Below are 24,034 nucleotides of genomic sequence, written 5' to 3'. Positions count from 1 at the left end.
GTTCCTGTGGACGAGGCCGGAGCGCGGCGCTTCTATCCTATCCCCAGGGTGCCAGCACCGCGTTGCGGAGCGTGAGCGCACGGGCGAGCTGGTCATCGAGGCGCTCTCGCCGCAGCTCCGCGATGATCCCGGAGAGCTCGCGGACGGCGAGGTTCGCGTGGTCTTCCTCGAGTCTCCCCAGAAAGTCGCCGACCCCGCGGAGCAACCCGTAGTCCTCCCACACGGCGAGTTCGAGCAGGTCGCGCAGGATCCCATCGAGCCCGGCATGGTCACGGGCGAGCGCGAGGTACACGCGCTCGCTTGCCGCGAACACCTCGCTCATGTCGGCGAGCGAGTCGTCGACCCGATCCATCATCTCGATGATCACGGTCATCGCCGCCCGATGTAGCGCCAGGCGCTCCAGATCCGAGGCTGCCATCGCTCCGAGGAGGTCGACTTGGTCCTCGAGGAGGCGCGCGACCAGATCCGTGGCGCGGTGATCGTAGTACGCGTGGTCACCGACGATGCGGCGGAGCTCGGGCTCGAAGCGCGCAGGCGATGCCGGGAAGCGCGGCCAGTTTCCGCGGAGCGCGTGCGCCTCGAGCCGCCGGCGCGGCGTGTTGCGCATCGTGCCCGTGCGACGGTTCGGGCCGTCATGCCAGACCCGCTTCCAGGCCTTCTTCAGCAGCCACCCGCTCGCTCGCTCTTCTGCATCGAGGACCTCTTCCGGGGTCCGCGCGAGGCGCGCGAGCCGCGCGCGAAGGTCGACCAGCTGCGCGAGCATCGCTTCGGCGGCCTCGCCGCTGGCGCGCCGACTCGCCGCGCGCGCACGGAACTCATGCTGGATCGCATCGAGGCCGCGCGGCTCCGCCAGCGCGAGCCTCAGGAGCCACCGGTCCCAGTGGCAGAAGGTGACGCCGTCGATCTCGCGCCAGGACTCCGGGCCGTAGCGCACGCCGTCGTCGAGCGGACGCTCCGCTGGCCGCGGCAGGCGCCTGGCTCGGGCTTCGTCTTTTTTTTGCATCATCGCCTCGGCTCGTTCTCCCGCTCGTTCATGCGTCCGCGTCCCGTACGCAGATCAGCCGGTACTCCCGCTCGACGATCGCAGCCGCGCTCGGCCCGCGCCAGTACGGCTTGATCAGCGACAATTACTTCTGCCGCCTGGCGACAACTAGATTTGCCGGTGTGGCGGCCGTGCGGACGGCCTGTGCGACGGTGCGGAGCTGAGGGCTCCGGCCGGGTGCCGGGGCTCGAGGAGCCCGGATGGTCAGCGACAGGCAGGTCCGCGTGCTGAGAAAGAAGCGGATGGAAGGCAAGACGTTGGAGGCGGCCGCTGCGGCGGCCGGGATGAGCGAGAGGACGGCGCGGACGTGGCAGCGCGGGCCGCTGCCCTCGGAGACGAAGCAACCGCGGACATGGCGCACGCGACCGGACCCGTTCGTCGAGGTGTGGGCGACGGAGATCGAGCCGCTGTTGGTCGCGGACAAGGAGGGGGAGCTGGAGGCGAAGACGATTTTCGAGGAGCTTGCGCGCAGAAAGCCGGGCGTGTTCGAGCCAGGGCAGCTACGCACGCTCCAGCGGCGCGTACGGGAGTGGCGTGCGCAGCACGGGCCGGAGAAGGAAGTCTACTTCCCGCAGGAGCACACGCCGGGGCGCATGGCATCGATGGACTTCACCCACGCCACCGAGCTCGGCGTCACCATCGCCGGCGAGCTGTTCGTGCACCTGTTCTTCCAGCTCGTGCTCGCCTACAGCGGCTGGCGCTTCGTCGAGCTCGCGTTCGGCGAGACGTTCGAGGCGCTCGTGAAGGGCCTGCAGGGCGGGCTGTGGGCGCTCGGCGGAGTGCCCGAGAGGGTTCGTCTGGACAACCTCTCGGCGGCGACGCACGAGCTGGTGAAGACGGGTGGTCGCACGTTGACACGGCGGTTCGCCGAGGTGGTCGAGCACTACGGCCTTCAGGCCTCGCGCATCCAGCCCGGCGAGTCGCATGAGAATGGAGTCGTGGAGAAGGCGCACCACCTGCTCAAGAGCGCGCTGGAGCAGGCGCTCTTGTTACGTGGCAGCCGCGACTTCCTGACCGTCGAGGCGTACATGGCATTTGTCGGGCGCGTCGTCGAGGAGAAGTTTCACCGAGGCCGTGAGGCGCGGCTGGCCGAGGAGCGTGCGGCGCTCAGGCCACTGCCCTCCAGCCGCGTGCCCGAGTACACGCGGGTAGTCGTCGCAGTGCGCAAGTGGAGCACCATCCCGGTCGCGGGTCGGATCTACTCGGTGCCCTCGCGGCTCATCGGGCACGAGGTCGAGGCGCGGCTGTTCGCCGATGTCGTCGAGGTCCGGTACGCCGGCAAGCTGGTCGAGACGATGCCGCGGCTGCGCGGCGAGTACGGCCATCGCATCGACTACCGGCACGTGATCTGGTCGCTGGTGCGCAAGCCCGGCGCCTTCGCGGCGTATCGCTACCGCGAGGACCTGTTCCCGTCGCTCGTGTTCCGGCGGGCCTACGACGCGCTTCGCGAGCGGCGTGGCGACCGCGCCGACGTGGAGTATGTGCGCGTGCTGCACCTGGCTGCGAGCACGGGGGAGCGGGCGGTGGAACAGGCGCTCTCGGCGCTGCTTGAGCGGGGCGAAGCGTTTGACTACGCTGCGGTCAAGGCGCTGGCGCAGCCGGAGACACCGGCGGTGCCCGCGCTGCGCATCGGCGCGCCCGACCTCGGTCAGTACGACGCGCTGCTCGCGGCCGGAGGCGCGTCATGAGCGCCCTGACGTACACGCCCGAGATGGGGGCTCGGATCACGGCGCTGCTGTCGGAGTGGAAGCTGCCGACGGCGGCCGGCGAGCTGGTGCGGCGGCTTGTGGCCGGCGGCCACGGTGAGGCGCTCGGGGTGGTCGCCGAGGTGCTGGAGCTCGAGGCCGCAGGGCGCAAGGAGCGGCGCACCGACAGGCTGCGACGCGCCTCGAAGCTGCCGCCGGGCAAGACCTTCGACACGCTCGACAAGACGCGCGTGCCGCAGTCGGCGCTGCTGCGGGTGCAGGAGCTGTCGCGAGGCGACTTCGTGGACCACGCCGGCAACGTGCTGCTCTTCGGGATGCCCGGCGTGGGCAAGAGCCATCTGGCCTGCGCGCTCGGCCACGCGCTCATCGATACGGGCAGGAGCGTGCTGTTTACGCCGACCTACCAGCTGGTGCAGCACCTTCTGGCAGCCCGGCGCGACTTGAGCTTGCCGCGCGCGCTGCGGGCGCTGGACGTCTTCGACGCGATCTTGCTCGACGACCTGGGGTACGTGCAGCAGACGGCGGAGGAGGCGGAGGTGCTCTTCACGCTGATGGCCGAGAGGTACGAGCGCCGAAGCTTGATCATCACGAGCAACCTGGTCTTCAGCGAGTGGGACCGGATCTTCAAGACGCCGATGGCGACCGCGGCGGCGGTCGACAGGATCGTGCACCACGCGACGATCATCGAGATCGAGCGAAAGAGCGTGCGGGCAGAGGAGGCGAAGAAGCGCAACGCAGGCAAGAGGAACAGCGAGGACGAGGGATGAGAGAGACCGCGGCGATGCGCTGCGACGGGGTGGGGGCGCGGGGCGCGTCGGGCACCGTGCCGCCACGGGGGGCGCACGGCCGAGGTTTCGATGGCGTGGGCGCGGGAGGACGAGCGATGCGAGTGGCAAAGGAGGGCGGATGAACGGAATGGCCGTGGCGCGCTGGGACGGCGGTGGGGGCGCGGGGGCGCGTCGGGGCACCGCGTCGCCACTGCGGGCGCGCGGCCGAGGCCTCGATGGCGTGGGCGCGAGGGAATGTGAGGCCGACGGAACGACAACTACACGAGGAGGAAGTGCGCGAGGAAGCGGCGGGAGCAGGGCGGGGAACGCGACGACAACTACGGCGGAGGTGACGACAACTACACGAACGAGAGCGAGGGGGGCGAAGTGGGACGGCGACGAGAGGAAGGACCTGGCTGCGGCCGGCAAAAATAGTTGTCGCTGACCGGCAAGAGTAGTTGACGTCGATCACGGCTTGATCCACCGCGGTCTCGCGTCCTCCCAGCTCCGCCCCGCGCGGCGCCAGTGGCCGCGGACCATGCAGCGCCGGATGGCCTGCACGTCGGAGGAGCCGCGACGCACGCGCTTGAGCTGCCTCAACGAAGTCGCGCCCACGGGGCGCGAGTGAACCGAAGGCGCCGCGCGCAGGGCGTTCGGTCGAGAAAATACCGATGCTCACTGCAATGTGGCGCGCCATGGCGCCACGAAGGCACACGCCCCTCCCCCCCACGGGGTGGCCCATCCCAAGGGGGCAGGCGCTTATCCGAGGGCGCAGCTCCGCAGCTTCGGTCAGTATTTCTCCCGGGGGGTTCACCCGTTCGCGCTGTCCGAGATTCGGGCCTACGCCGTCGAGGGATCACCGCCATGAGAAGCGCGGAGCGAGATGAGGAAGGACGGGCCGTGCGAGAGGACCGGGCTCCCCCGCGGGCGATCGCGATCGCGATCGCGATCGCGCTGCGAGGCCTGGCCGCGTTCGGGGTCGGCTGCCACGCGTTCTACGTGGTGTCGGGGAGGGTCGTGGATTGCTCAGATCAGGCGCCCGTCGATGGGGCCGACCTGCACCTCGAGCTAGCGAGATTGCAAGAGAAGGGCCGTGCGACGAGCGATCCATCGGGGAGCTTTCATGTGGTGCTCAACGCGCCACCGGGCGAGGAAGCATCCGAGCTCGTCGTGGAAAAGCCAGGCTACGCGCCGCTTCACGCGACCGTGAAGAACCCGGAGGTGCCGCAGCAGCTCTGCCTCCAGCGGCTACGCCCCTGACGCTTCAGGACGGCGATCGCCGTGTCAGCACGGCCATATGCGTCGGCGCGCCCACCGCCGGATCGACAGGGCCGACGGGAAGCGTGCGCGCGTCGTAGCCCCAGTGCCGTCTGAGCGCCTCCGCCCACCGCACGAGTTCCGCGCGCCCGAACTCCGCGCGCCCGAACTCGGGCACCGCAACGTCTCGACGACCATGGGCTACATGCACCTGTCGCCGAGCGCGAAGCGGAGCGCGATCGCGCTGCTCGACGGGCCGCCTGCCGGGGCGGTCCGTGGAGGAAACCTGGAGATGGTGGGGGTGCTGGTCGGAAAGGTCAGCAGTTCCGCGTAGTTACGTAGTGGGTCGACAGGGACTCGAACCCTGGACCTACGGATTAAAAGAGCCTGGGGGTGCTGAAGGAATTCGCGCTGTTAGGTGGCAAAGTGGGCAGGAAGGTGGGCAGGCCGGAGGTGGGGATGATGCGGGCTCAGGCGGGGGGCGGGAGCTGGCGGTCGCGGCGCTGAGGGCGGTGGCGGCGGGCGAGGCGCTGGGGGTGGACATGCTGGTGCGGCTGGCGGAGCAGGTGGCGGCGGGGAGCGGCGCGGCGCAGGCGGGACCGGCGGCGCCCTCCCCTCCCCTGTCGGTGCGGGCGGTGCTGGTCGCGCAGCTCGGAGAGGGACTCAGCGCCGCGGCAGCGGCGGGTGATGTCGAGGCGGTGCGTGTTGCGCACGAAGCGATCGGGCGGCTGCTCGGCCTGCCCTCGCTGGAGCTCGCTCCGAGCACACAGGCGCAGGTGGTCACCTCACGGCCCAACGCGCGAAACACGCGGAATAGGACCGCATAGACCGCACCGTCTACACCCGACGCCTCGCGCTGGGCATTCAAGGGCGCGCAGAGGCGCGGACGTCTCGCAGTGGCTCAAGCGGCTCTCATGGACTGCTTAACGTTTGCGTGACCGGACGCACCTGCCGCCACCAGGTCACGCGCACTTGACTGGTTTGCATCAGCCCCCCGTCTGCGCGAGCCAGTTCTCGATTGGCCCGAGCACCTTCGCCCTCACGGCAGCCTCATCGACCAGATCTGCGATTTTAACAAAACGACAACGATACGTATACCCGACACCTTTGGCGTCCAGCGAGCCTTGGCCAAAGCCACCATTGGGGTCGCTCGCCAGGCGCCGCCTCCGGAAGCTGCCGTCGTCAGCAGCGTCCACGTCGCGCCGGGTTCGAGGTATGCGAACCGCTCGAACACAGCCGAGGTGAGCGGGTCTTCGCGCGCCGTGAGCTCACCCGAGGCCGAGCCTGCCGCTTCCGCGCCCTCGTCCATCCGCGGTCGCCCCAGTTTGCGATGGATCCAGGCTCTGAGCATGGCGGATGGCTTCACATCGAAACTGGGCGGCGCTCGGCCTCGTCGCGGGCCCTGCTGCGACCCGATCTCCCGCTTCTCAGCACCAGCTTGACGACGGAGGTCCTTTCATGCATCATGGCTGGACCACGCGGGCTTCTAGTAGCGCCGGTCTCTCTCGTGTGGGGTGCTCACCGGCGATCTCGAGCTTCGGTCGGGGTCAGCAGCCAGTTCTGATCCACCACACTCGACGCGCTCGAGCGTCCTGTGCGTCCGTGTGCGAGCGCAACGCGCTGGCGGGCGGCACGGAACTCGTGCAGCCGAGAGAGCCGGGAGGCGTCCATGGACCGCCGACAACAGCTTTCCATTCTCCATCAAACCTGCGGAGGTGATGCTCGCAGGGTTGCCCGTTATCACATCTTCAGGGGCCACGGGCCCATCACGCCCGAGGACCACAAGTATCTCGCGGAGCATATCGATGCGCTGACTTGGGAGGAGTACGCCTCCTGGCTGGCATACAACCCGCCCAACCCGGAGCAGCTGGCCGAGCGCATCATCGCGAGCTTCCCGATCCCAGAGTCCGGCGAGGAGCCGGTCCACTTTGTCCTCGGAAACCCGCTGGCGTGGGACGCAGATCGCTACCCGGCCTGCATACTGGACAAGCTTGTAGATCGTCTGAGACCACCGCGCCTCGCCGAGCCTTCCTGGTGGGAGCTCGCCCGGCAATTGCAGAACGTATGCTCTCCCTATGCGGCCATATTGAAGGCAGATGCGCTCCCGCTCTCAGTCGCCCTGTTCGACAAGCGCCACGATGAAACTGGATTCACACCTGCTCTTGCTGCAGCGTTACGATCCTGCACTACTTTCGAACGCGCCCGACTGATCGAGGTGACGCGCACCGCAGGGCTTCTCGAAACCGTTCACCCGAGCGAGGTCCTTCCGGAGACACTCTATTTCGAACACGAATTGGAGGCCACCGAGGCAGACAGGCAGTTTCGCAACGTCGCGCTCGAATGGCCAGGTGCCGAGGGAGAGGTGACCCGTGAATGGTTCATCGCGCAGGTCGTCGCCGCCACGACGCGCGGGGTTGAGCCTTTTTTACTCTGGCGCGCTACACCGCCAGAGCTGCGCGAAGCGGTCGCGTTCCGAGCGCAGGACGCAGGCCAAGTCCTTCCATGGCTCATAGCCTCGTTACGTGGCGCCCTGGAGAGACGTGAGCCAGACGGGTGGGACCGCTTCCTCCGTTACCTGAATATGCCGGGCGCGCTCGCGCCGTTCAGACGCGTTTGGCTACACCGCGAGGAGCCGACGCCGATTGGCCCGAAGATCGAAGAGTTTGATTTCTACGATCCTACGCGTCAAGCTATCTCCCTGCTGCTGAAGGCTCCTCTTCCAGAGATCGTGGATGACCACTTCGAGGAGCTCTTGCTCGGTTACCGGGGGCTGATGGCCGAGAGCGCCTATGTTGGACCGATGACATCGATTGCTCTATTCCGTCGCATCGCGTCGTTCCCGCTGACCACCGCGCGCGCTAACCGGCTGCTCCGCTGGGCGTTCCAGCAGCCCGAGGTCTTCGCGTCGCGCGACGAGCTGATGCGCCTCGCCGGTGCGGCGGATCCGCTGCCCGAGTGCGAGCTGCCGCCTGTTGAACAGATTATCACGCATGCGGACGACGTAGAGGGCGTCGTGCTCTATACACGCATCGCCGGACCCTTGGCCAGGGAACGGCTACGGGCGTGGCTCCGCGCGCCCCTGGACCGACCCGACGAGTACATCAAACACGCTCTCCCGGAGCCGCAACGGTTCTATGCGGTCCGCGCGCGCGCAGAGCTGTTGCCCGACCTCGTGGAGCCCGACGTGCGACAGTGGCTCATTGCGGAGGCAAGGAATCTGCCGACGTGGCAGATGGTGTGCTTGCTGCGTCGCCCCGCCATGACCTGGCTCCTCGACGAGGCGACGGTCGCCGCGAGCGCGCTTTCCCGCGCGCGTTCCGAGAAGGAGCCCTGGGCACACGCGGACGTCCCCGCCGAACTGCCGAACGCGCTCCTGCCCGCCGTGCGCGAGCGCGTCCGCTCGCGGGCGCCGTACGATGAGGAGCTCGCGGCGCTGCTGCGATGGCTCGCGGCGCACGAAGAGCCGCTGAGCTCGCTGATCGGCGTGATCCTGTACCACCTCGAAGCTCGCAGGCCTGGGCACGCCGCGCTCCAGTGGCTCACGTCGACGCTCCGAACCCGTACGCGCTGGGCCCACCACGGCCGCGATGTGCTCCTCGCGATGATGGACGCCGAGGCCTGGCAGGAGCTCCTCAAGCTTGTACGGGACGTCCTACCCGCGCGGGACGCGGCGGCAGACCCCGACGGACGCGAACGCCAGCGCATGATCGTCGCCTTGCACGACTCCATGGCGCGCGCGCTGGTGAAGTTGGCCGAGCGAGCCCTCGAGCGCAACGCTACGAACGAGGTGCTCGGCGCACTGCACGGACTCGCCGCTCTGCACCCACTGACCTCGGTGCGCAAGCTGCTCCATCGCCTCCACGAGAAGCCAGGCGTGACCGAGCCGATCGCGGAGTTGATCGCGCTGAACGAGGAGTTGCTCCGCCGGGATACGACGAACGATGCGAGCGAGCAGGACCTCAGGCTGGCCCTATCGCTCCTGCTGGAGAACCGTGTGCCGCCCGCGCCGGTGGCCGTCCCCGTGGCGGCGTCCAGTTCTTGAGCACACACACCTGACGACCTGCCCGCCTCGATCTTCGGAACCCGGCTCGACGCGCAGTGCGCCCACGGTCCTCCTGCCCGCGGGATGCGGGCCGGGCTCCTAGTTCTTGAACCCCTACTCCGGTGTCCGGTACAACCCGAAGCCAACGCGGGCAGCCCAATGGCGGCCCCCACGGCAGGCGACCGATGGCACGAGGCAAGAAGCGGACTGAGCAGGAAACGCAGCAACAAGAGCTCTTCAACGATGGCGCCGAGCCGGCGGAGGGCGGTGGCGACGACGAGGAGGTGGTCCTCGAAGGCACGCTCGTCTGCGCGCTGACCGGGGAGCATCGGCTGGCGACGCCGCAGGAAGAGGTGCTCCAGTCGTTCATCGAGCAGCTCCACCGAGAGTACGGCATCGCTCTGGAGGACATGGAACGCGACGTACGGATCGCGTGCGAGTCGTCGGAGGACGGGAAGATCCGGACACGGAACCGCACGGTTTCGCTCGTCGTCTTCGAGCCGGGCGCGCGGCACCGGGATGCCGAGAACGCCACCGATGTCAAGAACATCACGCGGGTGGTGATCGTGGCCAAGCCCGGGACGAAGCCGGACGACAAGGCCATCGGCCTGCTGGAGGAGGTGCTCGGCAGCATGAGCCAGGACCGGCCGGAGGTCTACGGCGTCTGGACCAACGGCTCTGACCTCGCGTTCCGGATGCGCACGTTTCACAAGCGCAGCGGGCAGCCGGAGTACACCGAGCTGACCGACATCCCGGCGCCGGACGAGACCCTCGCCGACCTGGAGAGCGCCGAGCGCCGACCGCTACGCATCGCGGCCGGCGACTCGCTGCTGCGCACCTTCAAACGCTGCCACGACTACTTGTACGGCAACCAGAACATGCGCGGCGACCGCGCGTTCTGGCAGCTGCTTTACCTGATCTTCGCCAAGATCCTCGACGAGCGCTCGACCTCGCGCGAGTTCTTCGTCGGCGCCACCGAGCGCAACGCCGAGCCGGGGCAGAAGAGGATCAGCCATCGCATCAAAAAGCTCTTCGACCGAGTGAAGGACGAGTACGGTGACGTCTTCGACGGCAACGAGAAGATCGAGCTGAACGACCGCGCCCTGGCCTTCATCGCCGGCGAGCTGTCGCGGTACAGCCTGCTCAGCACCGACACCGATGCGAAAGGGATGGCTTACGAGGCGATCACCTCGACCACGCTCAAGCGCGAGCGCGGACAGTTCTTCACCCCGCGGAATGTGATCCGGATGATGGTTGACATGGTTGACCCGCAGCCGGGCAAGAAGGTGCTCGATCCGGCGTGCGGGAGCGGCGGGTTTCTCGTCGTGGCCCTGGCGCACGCGCGGCGCTCGTTCCTGGCGCAGACCGGCTGCCCCTACCCCGATCAGCCGGTGCCCAGGGAGCTGAAGCGCGTGGATCCCAAGATCCGCGACTACGCGAAGAAGTGCCTCTACGGTATCGACGTCGACCCCGAGCTCCGCAAGGCCGCGCGCATGAACATGGTCATGAACAATGACGGCCACGGTAACATCTTCAGCTTCAACAGCCTGGAGTTCGGCATCCCCAAGTTCATGAATGAGGAGATGGAGAAGTTCGCAAAAGCGACGGGGGGTCACGGCGGATTCGACTACGTGTTCACGAACCCGCCCTTCGGCGCCAAGATCCCGGTCGAGGACAAGGACATTTTGAGCGCCTTCGAGCTTGGGCACATGTGGAGGCGCTCGGACAGTAAGTGGATCAAGGGAGAGGCCCAGAAAAAGGTGTCGCCCGAGATCTTGTTCATCGAGTGCTGCTACAACTTCCTCAAGCCGGGCACGGGTGTGATGGCCATCGTGCTACCCAACGGGATTTTGGGTAACCCGGGGGAGCAGATGGAGTTCGTGCGCTGGTGGATGCTCCAGCGGACGGAGCTCCTTGCAAGCGTGGATCTACCCGCGGAGGCGTTCCTGCCGCAGGTGTCGGTGCAGGCAAGCTGCGTGCTGCTGAGACGGCGGCACGCAGGCGAGCACCAACAGGTAGGTAAGGAGGGGCTGAAGCAACGACCGGTGTTCATGGCTATCGCGGAGAAGTGCGGGCATGGGCGGCGGGGGGAGACGACGTATGTCCGGAAGCCGGATGGGACCGAGCTCATCGACGTCGAAGACGTAGTGGAGCGTTCGGAGCGCGACGGCAAGATCGAGGAGCGCAGGCGTCGGACGCAGGTGAAACGTTTGGCCGACGACCTGCCTTGGGTAGCCGATGAGTACAGGCGGCTCGCCTCTGCGGGAGCGCTAGGAGACCCTTAATGGCGAGTACATTCATCGTAGAAAAGCCCACTACCGCTGCCCTTCGCGCCCTCAACTATACGCCGGAAGTAGAAGCCCTCCGGCGCAGGAAGCGGAGAACGGCTAAGCTAGGTGATTTCTTGTCTGAAATGGGGTCGGCGTACGGCGCCGTCTTCGTTCGAATCGACTGTGATCGTGACCACGGAGTCGAGCTGATCACGCAAGGCGACATGTTCGCCGCGGAACCGTCGGGGAGAATCATACGACTGGACTCCATGGCGCGACCAGAGCGCCATCGCGTCAAGCGCTGGCAGGTGCTCGTCTCGGGTGCAGGAACGCTCGGAGAAAGCGAGCTCTACGGACGCTCCATCATCGCAGACGACCGACTAGTCGATCGATACGTAGGACCACACGCGATGGTACTTACCTTCGCCGATCCTGGCTCCGACGATAGCTTATATACTTACGCATTCCTCTGCTCGAAGCCTGGTATCAGAGCAGTTCGCTCTACCAGCTTCGGCACGAAGATCCTCGGCCTTCGTAAGGATCTGCTCCGCGAACTGCCCGTGCCGATCGTCGACAACGAGGTCAAGCATCGGACTGCCAATTTGATCCGTCGCTGCGTCGAGCAGCGCGAGACTTATGTCCGTGAGCTTCAGGCGGCGCGGCGCGTGCTGGAAGACCTACCGGAGATGCGCGAGGCGCACGCGATGTGCGCGAAGCGGCAGGCACGCCACGTCCTATGGTCGGGTCCCTTGTTTACCATGAACGCCTGGAATTACGCGTCTACAGGCGGCGCATTGAACCTGTTGATGCAACGCTGGCCGGGCAGGCTTCGTGACGTCGTCCCAGCAAAGAAGGTGTTCCGAGGTGGTCGCTTTCAGAGGATCTCCTGCGATCCGCCCAATGGAATCGACTTCCTCAATCAGCGAGACGTGTTCTCAATTCGTCCCGTACCCCGCCGGATCCTCCATCCAAACATCGACAAAAGCTTGTTCTGCGTTCCACCTTTGAGCTTACTCGTCGGAGGGCAGGGAACACTAGGCGAAGGCGAATTATTCGGACAGGTAGCACTCGCCACACCGGATCTCGCCAAAAGCGGGATCACCGAGCACCTACTACGCATTCAGCCGGTCGAGCGGGCGCAAGCGGCAATCTGTTACGCATTTCTCTCAACGCTCGTCGGTCGGCGATTACTCCGAAGCACTGGGGTCGGGACCAAGCTGCTCAGCCTTCGGGAGGATCTCGTTCTCTCTCTTCCTTACCCGAGCGTTGACGACCAAAAATCCCGTAAAGTTCAGAGACATCTCGATGCAGCCTCTAACGCAAGAGTGGATGCTGCGAACGCCGAATCCGAAGCCATCCGCATCATCGAAGAGGAGGTGCTCCCTACATGGCTCGCCTGATCTCGACCCCCACGAGCGGTGGCCTCGTCGGCTCCTTCGAGCGCGTTGTCCTCCAGACCCTGCTCGCCCAGCTCCCCGACAGCTACGGCGTCGCCCCGAACTTCCAGCTCAAGCCCCGCAACCACGACGCCCTGGAGTTCGATTTCCTGGTCCTCGCGCCCCACGCGCTCTACGTCGTCGAAGCCAAGGAGTGGTACGGCCGCCTCACGGGTGACGATACCGAGTGGCTCCTCAACCAGAAGCCCAAGAAGCCTGCTATTTGGCTCACGAACACCAAGTGCAAGGTCCTCAAGACCGAGCTCGGAGCCCTCGGCAACGATGTGCGCATCCCGCCTCTCGTCGTTATCCCCGACGGGACGCAGAACCACCTCGGCGGAAACTGGGGCAGCTCCGTCCGCTCGCTCACCGGCGCGATCGCTTACCTCCAAGACCCGAGCAAGATCCCCAATTCCAAGGACATTGGCAAGTATCACGCCCCGATCGAGCAGCTCCTCCAGGGCAAATGGGGTGCCCGCCAGCGACAGAGGCGCCGCCGGCTCGGCAGCTACGAGATCACCGAGACCATCTTCGCCAACGAGCGCTCCGGCGAGTACCTCGCGCGCCATGCCCTGCTCGCTGACGACCCGACCACGTACCGCATCCGCACCTTCCGCCTCGACCAGAACCTCCCGAATGACGCCCTGGAGAAGCAACGCGCCGTCATCCTTCGGCCCACGGAGGCGGTCGCGAAGATCGGCCCTCATCCGAATCTCCTCCGCGTCCTCCAGTTCGAGTTTCTCGACGAGGACAGCGAGTTCTTCGAGGTCACCGAGTGGAGCGACTTCGGCACGCTCCACGGCTACCTCAAGAACCAGGAGCGCGACCGCCTGACCCTGCGCGAGCGCCTCAGCATCGCCGAGGGCATCGCCGCCGCCCTGGAGACGGTCCACGCCCACGGCGTCGTCCACCGTAACGTCTGCCCGGAGACCATCCTCGTCGGATTCGACCGCCGACCCCGACTCACCGACTTCGATCGCGCCTACGTCGAGAGCAAGCATACGGTGCTCGCCCACACGGAGGAACGCGCCCGCAACCCGGCCTACGTGCCGCCGGAGCTCGCCGACATCACCGATTACGACTTCGACCACACGTCGGACATGTATTCGTTCGGCGTGCTGCTCTACGAGCTCCTCCTCGACGAGGTCCCCTTCGCCGACGCCAAGGCGGCCAGAGCCGCGCGGGGCGTACCGCCCGCCCTCCCGAGCACGCGGCGCCCGGAGCTCCAGCCCAGGCTTGACGCGCTCCTGACCGGCCTGCTCCGCGTCGACGATTTCCATGCCCGGCCATCGGCCGCCGAGACACTCGCCGCATTGCGCGAGACCCTCGGCACGACCACAGGCACCCCCGCGAAGGACCCCGCACCCGCAACGCCGCCGCGCCCCTCGTTCGAGATCGAGAGCCTGCTCGACGGAGTCTGGCGCATCGACGACGTGCTCGGCATCGGCGGCTTCTCGAAGGTCTTCAAGGTCTACAACCTCGACCATCAGAAGACCTACGCGATGAAGATCCTCCTTAAGGACGAGGACATCGATCTCCTCCGAAACGAGTTCAACCGCATCGCGCGCCTTTTGCCCTCGCATCCCAACATCGCCAAGACCGAGTGGCTCGGGCGCCTCTCGGACAACACACCTTTCTTAATCAGCGAGTTCGTGGACGGCGAGACGCTCGCCGCCTACTGCGACGGTCGCAAGCGCCTTCCCTGGACCGATGTCCAGGCAATCGGTCTAGAGCTCCTCGACGCCCTCGCGGCCATGCACCCCGATCCGGTGGAGCTCGAACGGATCCGCGCCGTGATGCGCGAGCGCAGCCTTACCGAGGACGAAGTGGACGCCTACTACGCCGCGCAGGAGCGCGCCGAGACGGGCATCTTCCACCGCGACATTAAGCCGGCGAACATCATGCTGGAGATGCCGTCCCACCGTCCCAAGCTCATCGACTTCAACATCGCGGCGCAGGCGTCCGAGGCCACCGGGCAGGCCGGCACGCCGCGTTACTGGGCGCCGGATCGCGGGATCCCGAAATGGAAGCCGGACGCTGACCTCTTTTCGCTCGGCGTGGTGCTCTACGAGCTCGTCACGCACCGCCATCCGTACCCGAAGGATCAACCGGGCAATGGCGATCCTTACGATCCTCGCGACATCACCACCGAGCTCCGTCTGTCCGACGAGCTCGCGGCGTTCTTGCTCAAGGCCGTTCAGCCCTCCGGCGGCGACCGCTTCCAGACCGCGCGGGAGATGAAGGCGGCGCTCCAGGCCATCGCCTCCCACGTGGCGCCCGCGCCGCCCGCCTCAGTGCCGTCGGGGCAGTATCCGGGATTGAGCGACGTGACACCCGAAGAGGCCCAACGGCCGAACTACAACCCTTACGTCGCGCGTCTGCTCACGCTCTACAGCCAGGCGCGACGCAGCAACGCCGGCACCCGCGGACTCGACGACATCGCGCGCCTCACCTACGTGAACACGCGCCTCGACGACAAGCTCGCGCCGGCCATCGTTGCTGGGCGATTCCGGCTCTTGCTCGTGACCGGCAACGCGGGCGACGGCAAGACAGCATTCCTCCAGCAGGTGGAGGCGCTCTTCGCGCAGAACGGCGCGATCGTCGAGTCCCTCCCGACACGGAACGGCAGCCGATGGACCTATGAGGGGGTCGAGTACGAGACGAACTACGACGGCTCGCAGGATGAGGACCAGCGCGACAACGATGCAGTCCTGGAGCGGTTCTTCGAGCCGTTCGCTGGCGACGCCATGGCCGGCCTCGATAGCGCGAGCGCGCGGCTCATCGCCATCAACGAGGGGCGCCTGCTCGACTTCCTGACGAACCGTGTCCACGAGACCCGCTTCGGCGGCCTGCGCCGCTTCGTGATGCGGGCCCTCCACGGAGAGCTGACCGAGAGCCGCGCGCTCCTCGTGAACCTCAACCTTCGCGCCGTCACCGCCGGTGGCACCAGTTCTCTGGTCGAGCGGCAGCTCCTCGCGATGCTGCGGCCCGAGATCTGGGCCCCTTGCGACGGCTGCGTACACCGCGATCGCTGCCCGATCCGGCACAACGCGGACACGCTCCGCGACGAGGCCTCCGGCACCGCGACGCGCGAGCGCGTGCGGCAGCTGTTCGAGGTCGTCCACCTGCGCCGCCAGGCCCACGTCACCATGCGCGATCTGCGATCGGCTTTGTCCTACCTGCTTCTGCGGGATCAGAGCTGCGACGACATCGATCGCTTGCTGAAGCGGACGGACCACCGGGCGCTCGACGACCTCACCCGTCTGCACTACCCGGACGCGTTTGCGGACCGCGACGCCGAGATAGGCCGCGGCGTCGTAGGCGCGGGTCTTGCGCGGCTGGTGGGCGCGGCCCACGCTCGCAGCACCACCGGGGAAGAGCGCGCCGTGGACCGGCTGGTGCGGCGCCTACGAGAGGCCGACATTGGCCTGCCGAACAAGCCGGCGCTGGACCGCCGCCTGGCCCACGACCCCAAGGCGGCCGTGCCGTGGATGACTTTCGAGCAGAGATCCACCGAGGCATGGAACGCCGTGGTGGCGCTCACGAAGAGCACGCCCGGCCCTGCCGACGACATCTCGTTCGGGGATCTGCTCGTCGCTCGACGGCGGCTCATCGCGAGATGGCGCCGCTGGGCGTACTTCGAGCGCCGTGACGACGGCTGGCGCGCGATGGTGCCGTACCGCGCCACCGGCCTCCTGGAGCGCATCACCGCCCCGGCGAGCGACGGAGAGTTCCAGGTTGCATGCGGCGAGCTGCGCGATAAGGTGGTCCACGCCATTTCGCGCGCGGAAGGCGTCCAGAGTGAGGCACTCTGCCAACGGTATCTCGCGCTCAAGATCACGCACGTCAAAGACGCCCCGGTCCGCAGCTACCGGCTGTTCCCCAAGGAGTCGTTCCGGGTCGAGGTTGCCCGCGCCCCGACGCTCGCCGAGTACCTCGAGTACGCTCCCGACGCCATCGAGCTCGTCTCGGAAGGCGGCAAGGGCGCGGCGCGGCTGCGCATCTCGCTCGACCTGCTCGAGATGCTCGAGCTCATCGGGAGCGGCTACCGGCCGACCGCGAACGAGCTCGCCGGGCTCTTCGTGAACCTGCTCATCTTCCGGAACGAGCTGCTCACCACCACCTTCGATCGCGTGCTCATCACGGCCGACGATCGCGACTTCTACGAAATCAGCGCCGAGGGCCGGAGCGACGGCATCCGCCTCCGCCTCGCGCGACACGCGCGCCCGGACGAGGCGCAGGAAGGGACGACGCCGTGAAGTTGCGAAAGGTTGATCAAGAGTTCCGCAATCCCAAGGTCTTCTACCCGGACCCGAAGAACGTCGATCTCGACCGCGTTCTAATCAACCTCTTCCTGCTGCTCAAGTGCGATGGCACGCGCCCCGTGACCCGAGGTCGGCCCAAGGCCGAGTTCGAGAAGGTTGAGACCCACCGCAAGAACGTCGCCGAGCTTCAGGGCGTGGAAGGTTTCGACGGCGAGGCGGCCTGGGTCGCAGACCAGTGGCTCAAGTCGGACATCTTCGATCTTGTTAATCGAGGGCGTCCGACCGAAGCCATCGCGTCGCTCCGACCTCTCCACCTCGAAGCCGCCAAGATCCGTGTCGCCAAACACTGCCGCGATTATAACCACGCCGACGCGCTGTACGCGATGCTTGAGCACGACGAGTCACAGGCGCTCGTCGATCTGAAGCACTATTTGGGCCGGGGACATCACGCCGTCGGCGGATACGATGGGGTCACGCCGCTCGACCTCGAGACGTTGACGGTGCTAAAGCTGGTCGAGGGGATCCCGCCGCTCCACCCGTCGCAGCAGGACAAGGCTGCGCCTCACCGGCCGACCTGCCGCGGACAAGGCCGCGTGCTGTGCAACGACCTGCAGCGCCTCCTCGCGTACCAGGACGTCGTGCCGCGGCCGGTGATGATCGACTACCTGAAAACCCTCCTCGGCCTGCACCTCGGACTCTACACGCTGCGCGTCGGCCGTCAGCTCTCAGGCTGGATCAGCCAGCGCGAAGCCCACCCGGCTTGCCGAGAGTGTCCCGTCTGGGGCACGTCCGACGCCCCGTTCGTCGAATGCCCCTACGGGATGAGCTTCACCGTTGACATGGGGAGCGATTTCCGTTCGCGCATGGCCCAGATCGCCCAGAAGGACGCTGCCGCGGAGTATAACCGCCTGGTCGACCTCGTGAAGGCCATCTTCGCTATGAACCAACTCTTGAGCTACGCCAAGGACGAGAAGCTCGCTGACGACCCGTTCGAGGTCCCGTCGCTGCTCAAGCATCCGCCGAAAGACTTCGAGTCGGACTTCAAGTCGACGCTCAAGGAGCTCTTGCGGTACCAGGCCGACGACGAAGAGCTCACGCCGGAGGTGAAAGCCATCCTCGACGCAGGCATGCCGGCATTCGACACACTCGTCGAGCTGATCTCCCACGTCCGGCAGAAGCATCACTTAAGTTACCTCGTGCAGATGATCGACAAGCTCTTCCAGAAGAACGGCCCCTTCGGGGCGATCGTGCAGGGCCGGTCGAGCAATCATCCGCGGCGCTGGCACCTCGGCGGACGGCTGCTTGAGGTGCTCGTGCAGCTCGCCGTACTGCATCACGAGCAGACCGGGGGCGAGAAACGATTCTACACGGAGCCCATGCTGGTCGAAGACTTCCTCCGCTGGGTAGAGCATCGCTACGGGTTCGTGATCGCGCCCGCGACGACGCCGACCGGGCGCCGACCGGTGACGCTGGATGAACACCGCGCCTTCCGGGATAATGTCCGTGCGCTCAAGGATCGGCTGCGTGAGATCGGGTTCTATGACGACCTCAGCGATGCCTACAACGCACAAACCGTGCGACCGAGGTACACGCTCTCACGGCAGGGGGTGGCGTGATGAGCTCCCTCTCAACGCTCCAGCCGTTCGTGCAGGACGACCTTTACGCGTTCCTCGCGGAGCGCGTGCGCCCGCGGCTCCTCAGCGCGCTCGAAGAGGCCGGCCCAGGCCATCGCCTGCGCGTCACCACGCTGCCGGAACCGGTAATGGAGTCGGTGTGCGTGACGTTACAAGGAGATGCACGCTGGGTGGCACGCGTCCTGTGTGGCGGCGTCGTGGACGCGCCCTGGAAGGCCTCTGCTACGAAGCTGATCGAGCTCCGCAACGTGCTCGATAGGCCGCTCTTGGTCTTCCTGCCGCCGAGCAAGCGCACGGCAGCCGAGGACTCGCTCGACGTTGCCACGTTCACGGAGCTCTCGCTCGCCACGGTCGCAGACGACCTCCTCGCAGCGCTCTTCGAAGAGCTGCCAGAGCCGCTGCGCAAAATCGTGCGCGATGAGCTCTTGTATTTACGAGCCGAGCGGCACATCGCCAACGCCGACGAGGAGGTCGAGTACCTGCTCACCGTCCGCAAGAACGGCGGCACACCGACGGCGGCCGGTGGCGCGCTGCATGTTTTCGGGCTGCTCCCAGACTTTCAGCTCTTCGAGCGGGGCAACACCCACTACTGGCTTACCCGCAATGTGAAGGCATGCGCGCACCTCGGCGACGTCACGCAGCCGCTCCAGACACGCCTCCGTAGGCTCCCCGTCAAGCCAAACACGATCCAGAACCTCTTGTTTGCCTTTCTGCGTGCTCGCCACTCGGACGACGTCCGCGCATGGGCGCGGGAGATCGCCTGCGACCCCGCGCATCGGCACCTCGCGCTCGATCAGTGGGAGTTCACCGACGACGGTGAGGCTGAGGATCTGCGCGTCCTGTTGGAGCCGCTCGGCCTCCCGCGACAGACAGAAGATAACGTCATCGGCGCGGCCCAGGTGCCGGTGCTGAACGTCGGGGACAAGAGCAAGGACGTTTTGAAGGTCGCATTTCGCTCGATCCCGAGCCCAAGCCAGGTCCCTGCCTGGAAGACCTGGCGCGTGCAGATACTCTCGGTCGCTGAGGGGCAAGTCTCTGTCGCCTGGGAGAGCAACAGCTACCCCAAACCGGCCCAGGGTCGGCTCGCGACGATCCGCCGCAGCATCAAGGCCAAAGACCTCCAGGGACTCGAGGAAGGCACGTATTACCTCAAAGTCGACGCGTACGACGCAGAGGGCGCGCAGCTCACCCGGCAACGGCCCGTTGACGAGAAGGACTCGAACAGGGCGGAGAACGAGTCGGAGCAGTTCCTCGTGGTCCGCGACACAGTGGACATCGAGGAGCCGGACGTGCGCGCCGTCTTCGTAACCTCGCTGCTGGAGGCGTGGACCCTCGTGGCGGCAAAGTCCTTGGGCGCCAAGCAGCGCGAGGCGGTGCCGGATCGTGCGGCCATCCGTGGCGCATGGGATGTCGCGGTCGGCGCGCCGCCGAGGGGGGATGTCCGGTTCGAGCTGAGCGGCAGCGTCTTCGCGGGTTACACGGTTGTGGTTCCGGCGGTGCTACGTCGGCTCGAACTCGCGCTGCTCGAACATCCAGACCACCTCGCTAGGCACGAGATTTCGTTCGTCGATCTCCGGAAGCTTGAGGATGTCGAGATTACGCGTCACGAGATCGGCGGCCTGGGGACAAGCCCTGAGGCGATCGCCTTCCTCGAGGTCCGCCGCCAGGTGTTCCAGGCGATCCGTGAACACCACTTCGATGCAAGTGCGAAACTCGAAGACAACCGCTCGGAGCGGAGCGGATTGGTCGAAACGGTGGATCTCGCGCCGAACGGCGAGCTCATCGATCGGTATGCCGAGAGCTACATCGCGCTGGTCGAAGCGGCCGCTCGCCCCGACCTCGATTCGACAATCGCTGCTGCGATGCGCGCTACCCTCGCCCAGCTCGACGTAGTCGACCTCCGCTGGCGTCCTAGCCCAGGCGACGCTGGGAGGGCACAGCTCGTGGCGCCGGTCCATCCACTACGACTGCTATGGCATCTCAACCACATCCGGGCTTGCCAGGAAGCGGTGGGTGCCTGGGAGAATGGCTCGCGACGCGCACCCGCATGGAGGGCGTTCCTCGATCAGCTCCGCCGGGATCTGTATCCGATGAACCTCCCGATGGTCCTCTTCAACAAGCGTGGGCGCGCGTTTGTCGAGCATGCGCCGCTTACCCCGTTCTGGCCGCTCTATCTGCCAGACCGCGTCGAGGAAGGCGTGCCCATCGACGCCATGGCGGCGCGCGATCGCGTCGTCCGCGCGATGGGGATCCGGGATCGCACGGTCACCGTCACCACGGTCGATCCCTCCGAGATCGCAGGCCGTCTTTTCGATTACATCGAGCAGCATCCATACGTCGAGCAGCTCTGTCTCAACGTCTTCAACCCGGGTGATGGCCGGCTTATCGCCGACGTTCTGCATGGCGTGGAGTTGAAGCGCATCCGGTTGCTGGGGTCGGATGCGCCCTCACTTCGGTATGCGATCCATCTGTTCGGGAGTTCCGCGCACGGCGACGCGGCGGCAGACGGCCTGGAGAGCCTATTGGATCCGGAGCGCCAGGTGCGCGAGGACGACGAGTTCACGCTCGCATCGAGCAATCACCTATTGCCGAAGCTGGTCTTCGCACGAAACAGCGTCGCGGAGTTCCTGAGTCGATCCGAGCGCTACACGGCGCACGTCTCCCTGCTACTCGAGCAGTTCGCGGTGCTCGGACGCGTCGGTCGGATTGAGATGTTGCGCCGGGGATCGTTCGTCGCGGGTCTCGTTCAGGAACCGGAGACCCAGGCGGAGCCCATCGGCCCCCATTTCGGCTGGGTCAAGGGGCTCAGGCCGCTCACGCGCCGAGAGCCGACGCGGGACGAAGAACGCATGCGCGCCGCCGTTTCCGCGGCGCAGCGCGTGCAGGCGTCCTTCGCACTAGGTAAGACGGCGACCGAGAACGAGGCGCCGGTCGTGGCCCTCCAGCTCACCTCGATGGATCAGGCGCTCCTCAAGCAGGTGCATGAGATCAGCGATTGGGTGCTCACCGTTGATCGTAGCCTGGGTCTCGATTACTTCGACAGCCCGTCATCAGCGCGCGAGGCGGGTTATCTGCTCGACTTCGCCCCCGAGTACCTGCAGGAGGATCGGCAGCGGGTCCTGCTCACCACACGGAGCACGCTGGAGCTGGAAAGCCTGGTTCAACCTATCCTCGCGCAGTACGGGCTCGGGTTACGCCAAGGCGATGAGGTGGTCGTCCTCGAGGCGCTTCGGTCGCTCTCCGGGCACCTCGCGCTTCGGCTGGAAGCTGGACACGCCCATGCCGCGGAGGTCGTCGGGCTCCTGCTGGCCCGCTGGCTGCTTGAACGCACGAAATTGCTTGAGGAGCGCCTCGTGGTGCCTCTCGATGCACATCGCGGATGGTTCGCCGACGACGCCCGGAGTGGCGACGTAGGCGCCTCGCAAAAACGTGCTGATCTCCTGCTCGTCGGCTTCACGGAATCACGGACCATTCGACTCGACGTCGTGGAGGTCAAGCTGCGTGAGGAGCTGTCAGGGCCAGCACGGGCCCAACTCTATGCGGAGATGCGGCGGCAAACACAGAATACCGCGCTACGGTTACGGGACAGGTTCGCGCTCGACCTCTATCCGGAGCCGCGCGCCGACGCGCTCCTTCGGTCCAAGGAACTGTCCGGTGCGCTTTCTTTCTACGCTCGTCGCGCACAACGATATGCGTTACTCTCCGAGAAGCAGGCGAACGCCGCGCTCGCGTTTCTCGATCACCTGGATGACGGCTATGAGCTCGACCTGCGGACGATGGGCGTAATCTTCGAGCATCGCGGCCAGGGAGTGCACGATGATGAAGACGAACCGGGCTTCCGGGTCGTTCGCCTCGGCGGCGACAAGGCGAAGCAGCTCCTCGATCATGCCGTGGAGCAGTTCGCGCAGAGGTCGCAGAGGAGCAGCGAGCGACGCGGGCGCACGCGAGCGAGCCAGCCACCGTTGCCGCCGCCCGCCTCAGCAACGGAGTCGGAGCCGCAGATGGACGCAGAGCTCGAATCGTTCCGGTCCGCGCTCAGCACGCGCACCGCACGCGCGGCGAGTGCGACCGCCATCCCGTACTCTGGACGAGCCCCGGCGAACGCTCGGCCACTTCCGGTACGGGAGATCGTCGCGCCAACTCTTGATGGGGGAAACCATCGGCCGCCAGCCAGCGCCGCATCTCTGACGGAGCATGCGCCAGGGCCGTCGGAGGCGCCTTCGACGCCTGTGAATCCGCCTGCTGCCGTACCCGCGACCGTTACAGCAGTCTCGCCGGCGGAGGCGGCGACTGCTCAATCGGCGTCGCCGGAAGCTACGGGTGCTCCGAGCGTTGAAGTGCTCCTCGGTGCAACGACGATGACGCCGCAGTATGGCCTCATTGGCAAGTCCAGTGCGCAGCGAGTCGGGCTCGATCTGACGGGCTGCAATACCATCAGCCTTTTCGGGGTTCAGGGATTTGGCAAATCGTACACACTGGGAGTAATCGCCGAGATGGCTGCCGCGAGCCTGCCGGGGGTGAATAGCCTGCCGTCACCACTTGCGACAGTTATATTTCACTATCACAAGAGTGACGCGTACGAACCCGAGTTTGCATCCGCCGTTTCTCCCAACCAGAAGCAGGCCGAAGTCGATCGCCTGTTGCGCGAGTACGGCGCACGGCCTGCCGGTCTTGACGATGTGCTACTTCTCGCTCCGGAGGCAAAGGTCGAGCAGCGACGGAAGGAGTACCCAGGGATCACCGTTGAGCCAATAAAGTTCAGCTCGTCCGAGTTGAAGAACGACGGATGGAAGCTTCTCCTTGGCGCCTACGGCAACGATGCGCTCTACCTGCGGCAGCTCAACGCCATTCTGCGGCGCCATCGTGAGGTTCTGACGCTGGAGAAGTTGCGGGAGGAGCTGCGAGACGCCGATTTGTCGAAGGCCGCGCTGCGGCTGGCGGAGGATCGTCTTAAGCTCGCCGAGCCATACATCGACGATACGCGCTCTCTCGGTGGCCTGCTCCGCCCTGGCCGCACGGTTATCATCGATCTGCGCGACGAATGGATCGAGAAAGACGAGGCTTTGGAGCTCTTTGTGGTGATGATGCGCATCTTCGCCGCACAGAAGCTCGACGGCAGAGACTTCAACAAGTTGCTCGTCTTCGATGAAGCCCACAAGTATATTAGCGAATCCGAGCTTGTTGCGCAGGTCGTCGAGACTATCCGTGAAATGCGCCACCATGCCACGAGCATCGTCATCGCAAGCCAGGATCCACTAAGTGTCCCACGTGTGGTCATCGAACTGTCTACAATCCTGATGCTGCATAGAATGACATCGCCGCAATGGTTGAAACACCTCAAGACCGCGATCACCTCCCTTGAAGGCATCGAGGAGGGCCACCTTTCCGCACTCGCACCGGGCGAGGCGCTCATTTGGGCTCAACGGAGCACGGAGAAACGTTTCTCGCAGCGGCCTCAGAAAATCACCATACGTCCGAGGGTCACCCAGCACGGCGGCGGGACAAAGACCGCAGTAGCGGGGGCGACGGTGCGGTAAACAGGATCGAGCTACCAACGTGACGCCTTGCTCGTCCGCGCTATGCTCATGCGCCAACGAGCACAGCCCGTCCCTTGT

General features: G+C 66.1%; 13 protein-coding genes. 11 read left to right on the top strand and 2 right to left on the bottom strand.

The annotated features are described in order from the left end of the window. Nucleotides 1–37: 37 nt before the first annotated feature. Nucleotides 38–1,006, bottom strand: a complete 969-nt coding sequence (locus WMF43_RS18015) for a hypothetical protein (RefSeq protein ID WP_437681687.1) — start codon at nt 1,004–1,006, stop codon at nt 38–40. Nucleotides 1,007–1,242: 236 nt separating this feature from the next. On the opposite strand from WMF43_RS18015, the gene istA reads away from it, so the two are divergent. From istA to WMF43_RS17990, 5 genes are all read left to right on the top strand, one after another. Further along, on the top strand, nt 1,243–2,730 hold the full coding sequence (gene istA, locus WMF43_RS18010; RefSeq protein ID WP_437668776.1) for an IS21 family transposase: 1,488 nt from the start codon (nt 1,243–1,245) through the stop codon (nt 2,728–2,730). Next, nucleotides 2,727–3,515 (top strand): IS21-like element helper ATPase IstB, encoded by a 789-nt coding sequence (gene istB, locus WMF43_RS18005; protein ID WP_437671251.1) that lies wholly within the window; start codon nt 2,727–2,729, stop codon nt 3,513–3,515. Before istA ends, istB begins: the two co-directional genes overlap by 4 nt. Before the next feature lie 900 nt (nt 3,516–4,415). After that, nucleotides 4,416–4,775 carry a carboxypeptidase-like regulatory domain-containing protein gene (locus WMF43_RS18000; protein WP_437681685.1) on the top strand — a complete coding sequence of 120 codons (360 nt, stop codon included), beginning with the start codon at nt 4,416–4,418 and terminating at the stop codon, nt 4,773–4,775. Between the two features lie 103 nt (nt 4,776–4,878). Further along, on the top strand, nt 4,879–5,106 hold the full coding sequence (locus WMF43_RS17995; protein WP_437681683.1) for a hypothetical protein: 228 nt from the start codon (nt 4,879–4,881) through the stop codon (nt 5,104–5,106). A 208-nt stretch (nt 5,107–5,314) separates the two neighbouring features. Then, nucleotides 5,315–5,599, top strand: coding sequence for a hypothetical protein (locus WMF43_RS17990; protein ID WP_437684031.1), 285 nt, complete (start codon nt 5,315–5,317; stop codon nt 5,597–5,599). A 212-nt stretch (nt 5,600–5,811) separates the two neighbouring features. Here the strand turns inward: WMF43_RS17990 and WMF43_RS17985 are convergent, their stop codons facing one another. Continuing rightward, nucleotides 5,812–6,123 (bottom strand): hypothetical protein, encoded by a 312-nt coding sequence (locus tag WMF43_RS17985; RefSeq protein WP_437681681.1) that lies wholly within the window; start codon nt 6,121–6,123, stop codon nt 5,812–5,814. 318 nt (nt 6,124–6,441) lie between these two features. Here WMF43_RS17985 and WMF43_RS17980 point away from each other — a divergent pair, with 318 nt between their 5' ends. The 6 genes from WMF43_RS17980 (at nt 6,442) to WMF43_RS17955 (ending at nt 23,956) form a co-directional block, all read left to right on the top strand. Then, nucleotides 6,442–8,814: a hypothetical protein gene (locus tag WMF43_RS17980; protein ID WP_437681679.1), complete on the top strand. Its 2,373-nt coding sequence runs from the start codon at nt 6,442–6,444 to the stop codon at nt 8,812–8,814. A 185-nt stretch (nt 8,815–8,999) separates the two neighbouring features. Further along, nucleotides 9,000–11,099, top strand: a complete 2,100-nt coding sequence (locus WMF43_RS17975) for a restriction endonuclease subunit M (protein WP_437681678.1) — start codon at nt 9,000–9,002, stop codon at nt 11,097–11,099. Continuing rightward, on the top strand, nt 11,099–12,484 hold the full coding sequence (locus WMF43_RS17970; RefSeq protein ID WP_437681676.1) for a hypothetical protein: 1,386 nt from the start codon (nt 11,099–11,101) through the stop codon (nt 12,482–12,484). The genes WMF43_RS17975 and WMF43_RS17970 overlap by 1 nt, the downstream gene beginning before the upstream one ends. Continuing rightward, a complete protein-coding gene (gene mads6 / locus WMF43_RS17965; RefSeq protein ID WP_437681674.1) occupies nt 12,472–16,779 on the top strand; it encodes a methylation-associated defense system protein kinase MAD6 in 4,308 nt (1,435 codons plus the stop codon). The genes WMF43_RS17970 and mads6 overlap by 13 nt, the downstream gene beginning before the upstream one ends. After that, nucleotides 16,776–18,401: a methylation-associated defense system protein MAD7 gene (mads7, locus tag WMF43_RS17960; protein ID WP_437681672.1), complete on the top strand. Its 1,626-nt coding sequence runs from the start codon at nt 16,776–16,778 to the stop codon at nt 18,399–18,401. The genes mads6 and mads7 overlap by 4 nt, the downstream gene beginning before the upstream one ends. Beyond that, nucleotides 18,401–23,956 carry a hypothetical protein gene (locus WMF43_RS17955; RefSeq protein WP_437681670.1) on the top strand — a complete coding sequence of 1,852 codons (5,556 nt, stop codon included), beginning with the start codon at nt 18,401–18,403 and terminating at the stop codon, nt 23,954–23,956. The genes mads7 and WMF43_RS17955 overlap by 1 nt, the downstream gene beginning before the upstream one ends. Nucleotides 23,957–24,034: the final 78 nt, after the last annotated feature.

This window comes from Sorangium sp. So ce131 (assembly GCF_051519095.1).
Classification (GTDB): domain Bacteria; phylum Myxococcota_A; class Polyangia; order Polyangiales; family Polyangiaceae; genus Sorangium.
Note: the sequence above shows the minus strand (reverse complement) of the source record. Positions and strands in the feature narration are given on the sequence as shown.

What these genes read in the sequence shown, in the direction of transcription:
- WMF43_RS18015 (WP_437681687.1), bottom strand. Translation starts at nt 1,006, where the DNA reads ATGATGCAAAAAAAAGACGAAGCCCGAGCCAGGCGCCTGCCGCGGCCA.
- istA (WP_437668776.1), top strand. Translation starts at nt 1,243, where the DNA reads ATGGTCAGCGACAGGCAGGTCCGCGTGCTGAGAAAGAAGCGGATGGAA.
- istB (WP_437671251.1), top strand. Translation starts at nt 2,727, where the DNA reads ATGAGCGCCCTGACGTACACGCCCGAGATGGGGGCTCGGATCACGGCG.
- WMF43_RS17990 (WP_437684031.1), top strand. Translation starts at nt 5,315, where the DNA reads ATGCTGGTGCGGCTGGCGGAGCAGGTGGCGGCGGGGAGCGGCGCGGCG.
- WMF43_RS17985 (WP_437681681.1), bottom strand. Translation starts at nt 6,123, where the DNA reads ATGCTCAGAGCCTGGATCCATCGCAAACTGGGGCGACCGCGGATGGAC.
- WMF43_RS17980 (WP_437681679.1), top strand. Translation starts at nt 6,442, where the DNA reads ATGGACCGCCGACAACAGCTTTCCATTCTCCATCAAACCTGCGGAGGT.
- WMF43_RS17975 (WP_437681678.1), top strand. Translation starts at nt 9,000, where the DNA reads ATGGCACGAGGCAAGAAGCGGACTGAGCAGGAAACGCAGCAACAAGAG.
- WMF43_RS17970 (WP_437681676.1), top strand. Translation starts at nt 11,099, where the DNA reads ATGGCGAGTACATTCATCGTAGAAAAGCCCACTACCGCTGCCCTTCGC.
- mads6 (WP_437681674.1), top strand. Translation starts at nt 12,472, where the DNA reads ATGGCTCGCCTGATCTCGACCCCCACGAGCGGTGGCCTCGTCGGCTCC.
- WMF43_RS17955 (WP_437681670.1), top strand. Translation starts at nt 18,401, where the DNA reads ATGAGCTCCCTCTCAACGCTCCAGCCGTTCGTGCAGGACGACCTTTAC.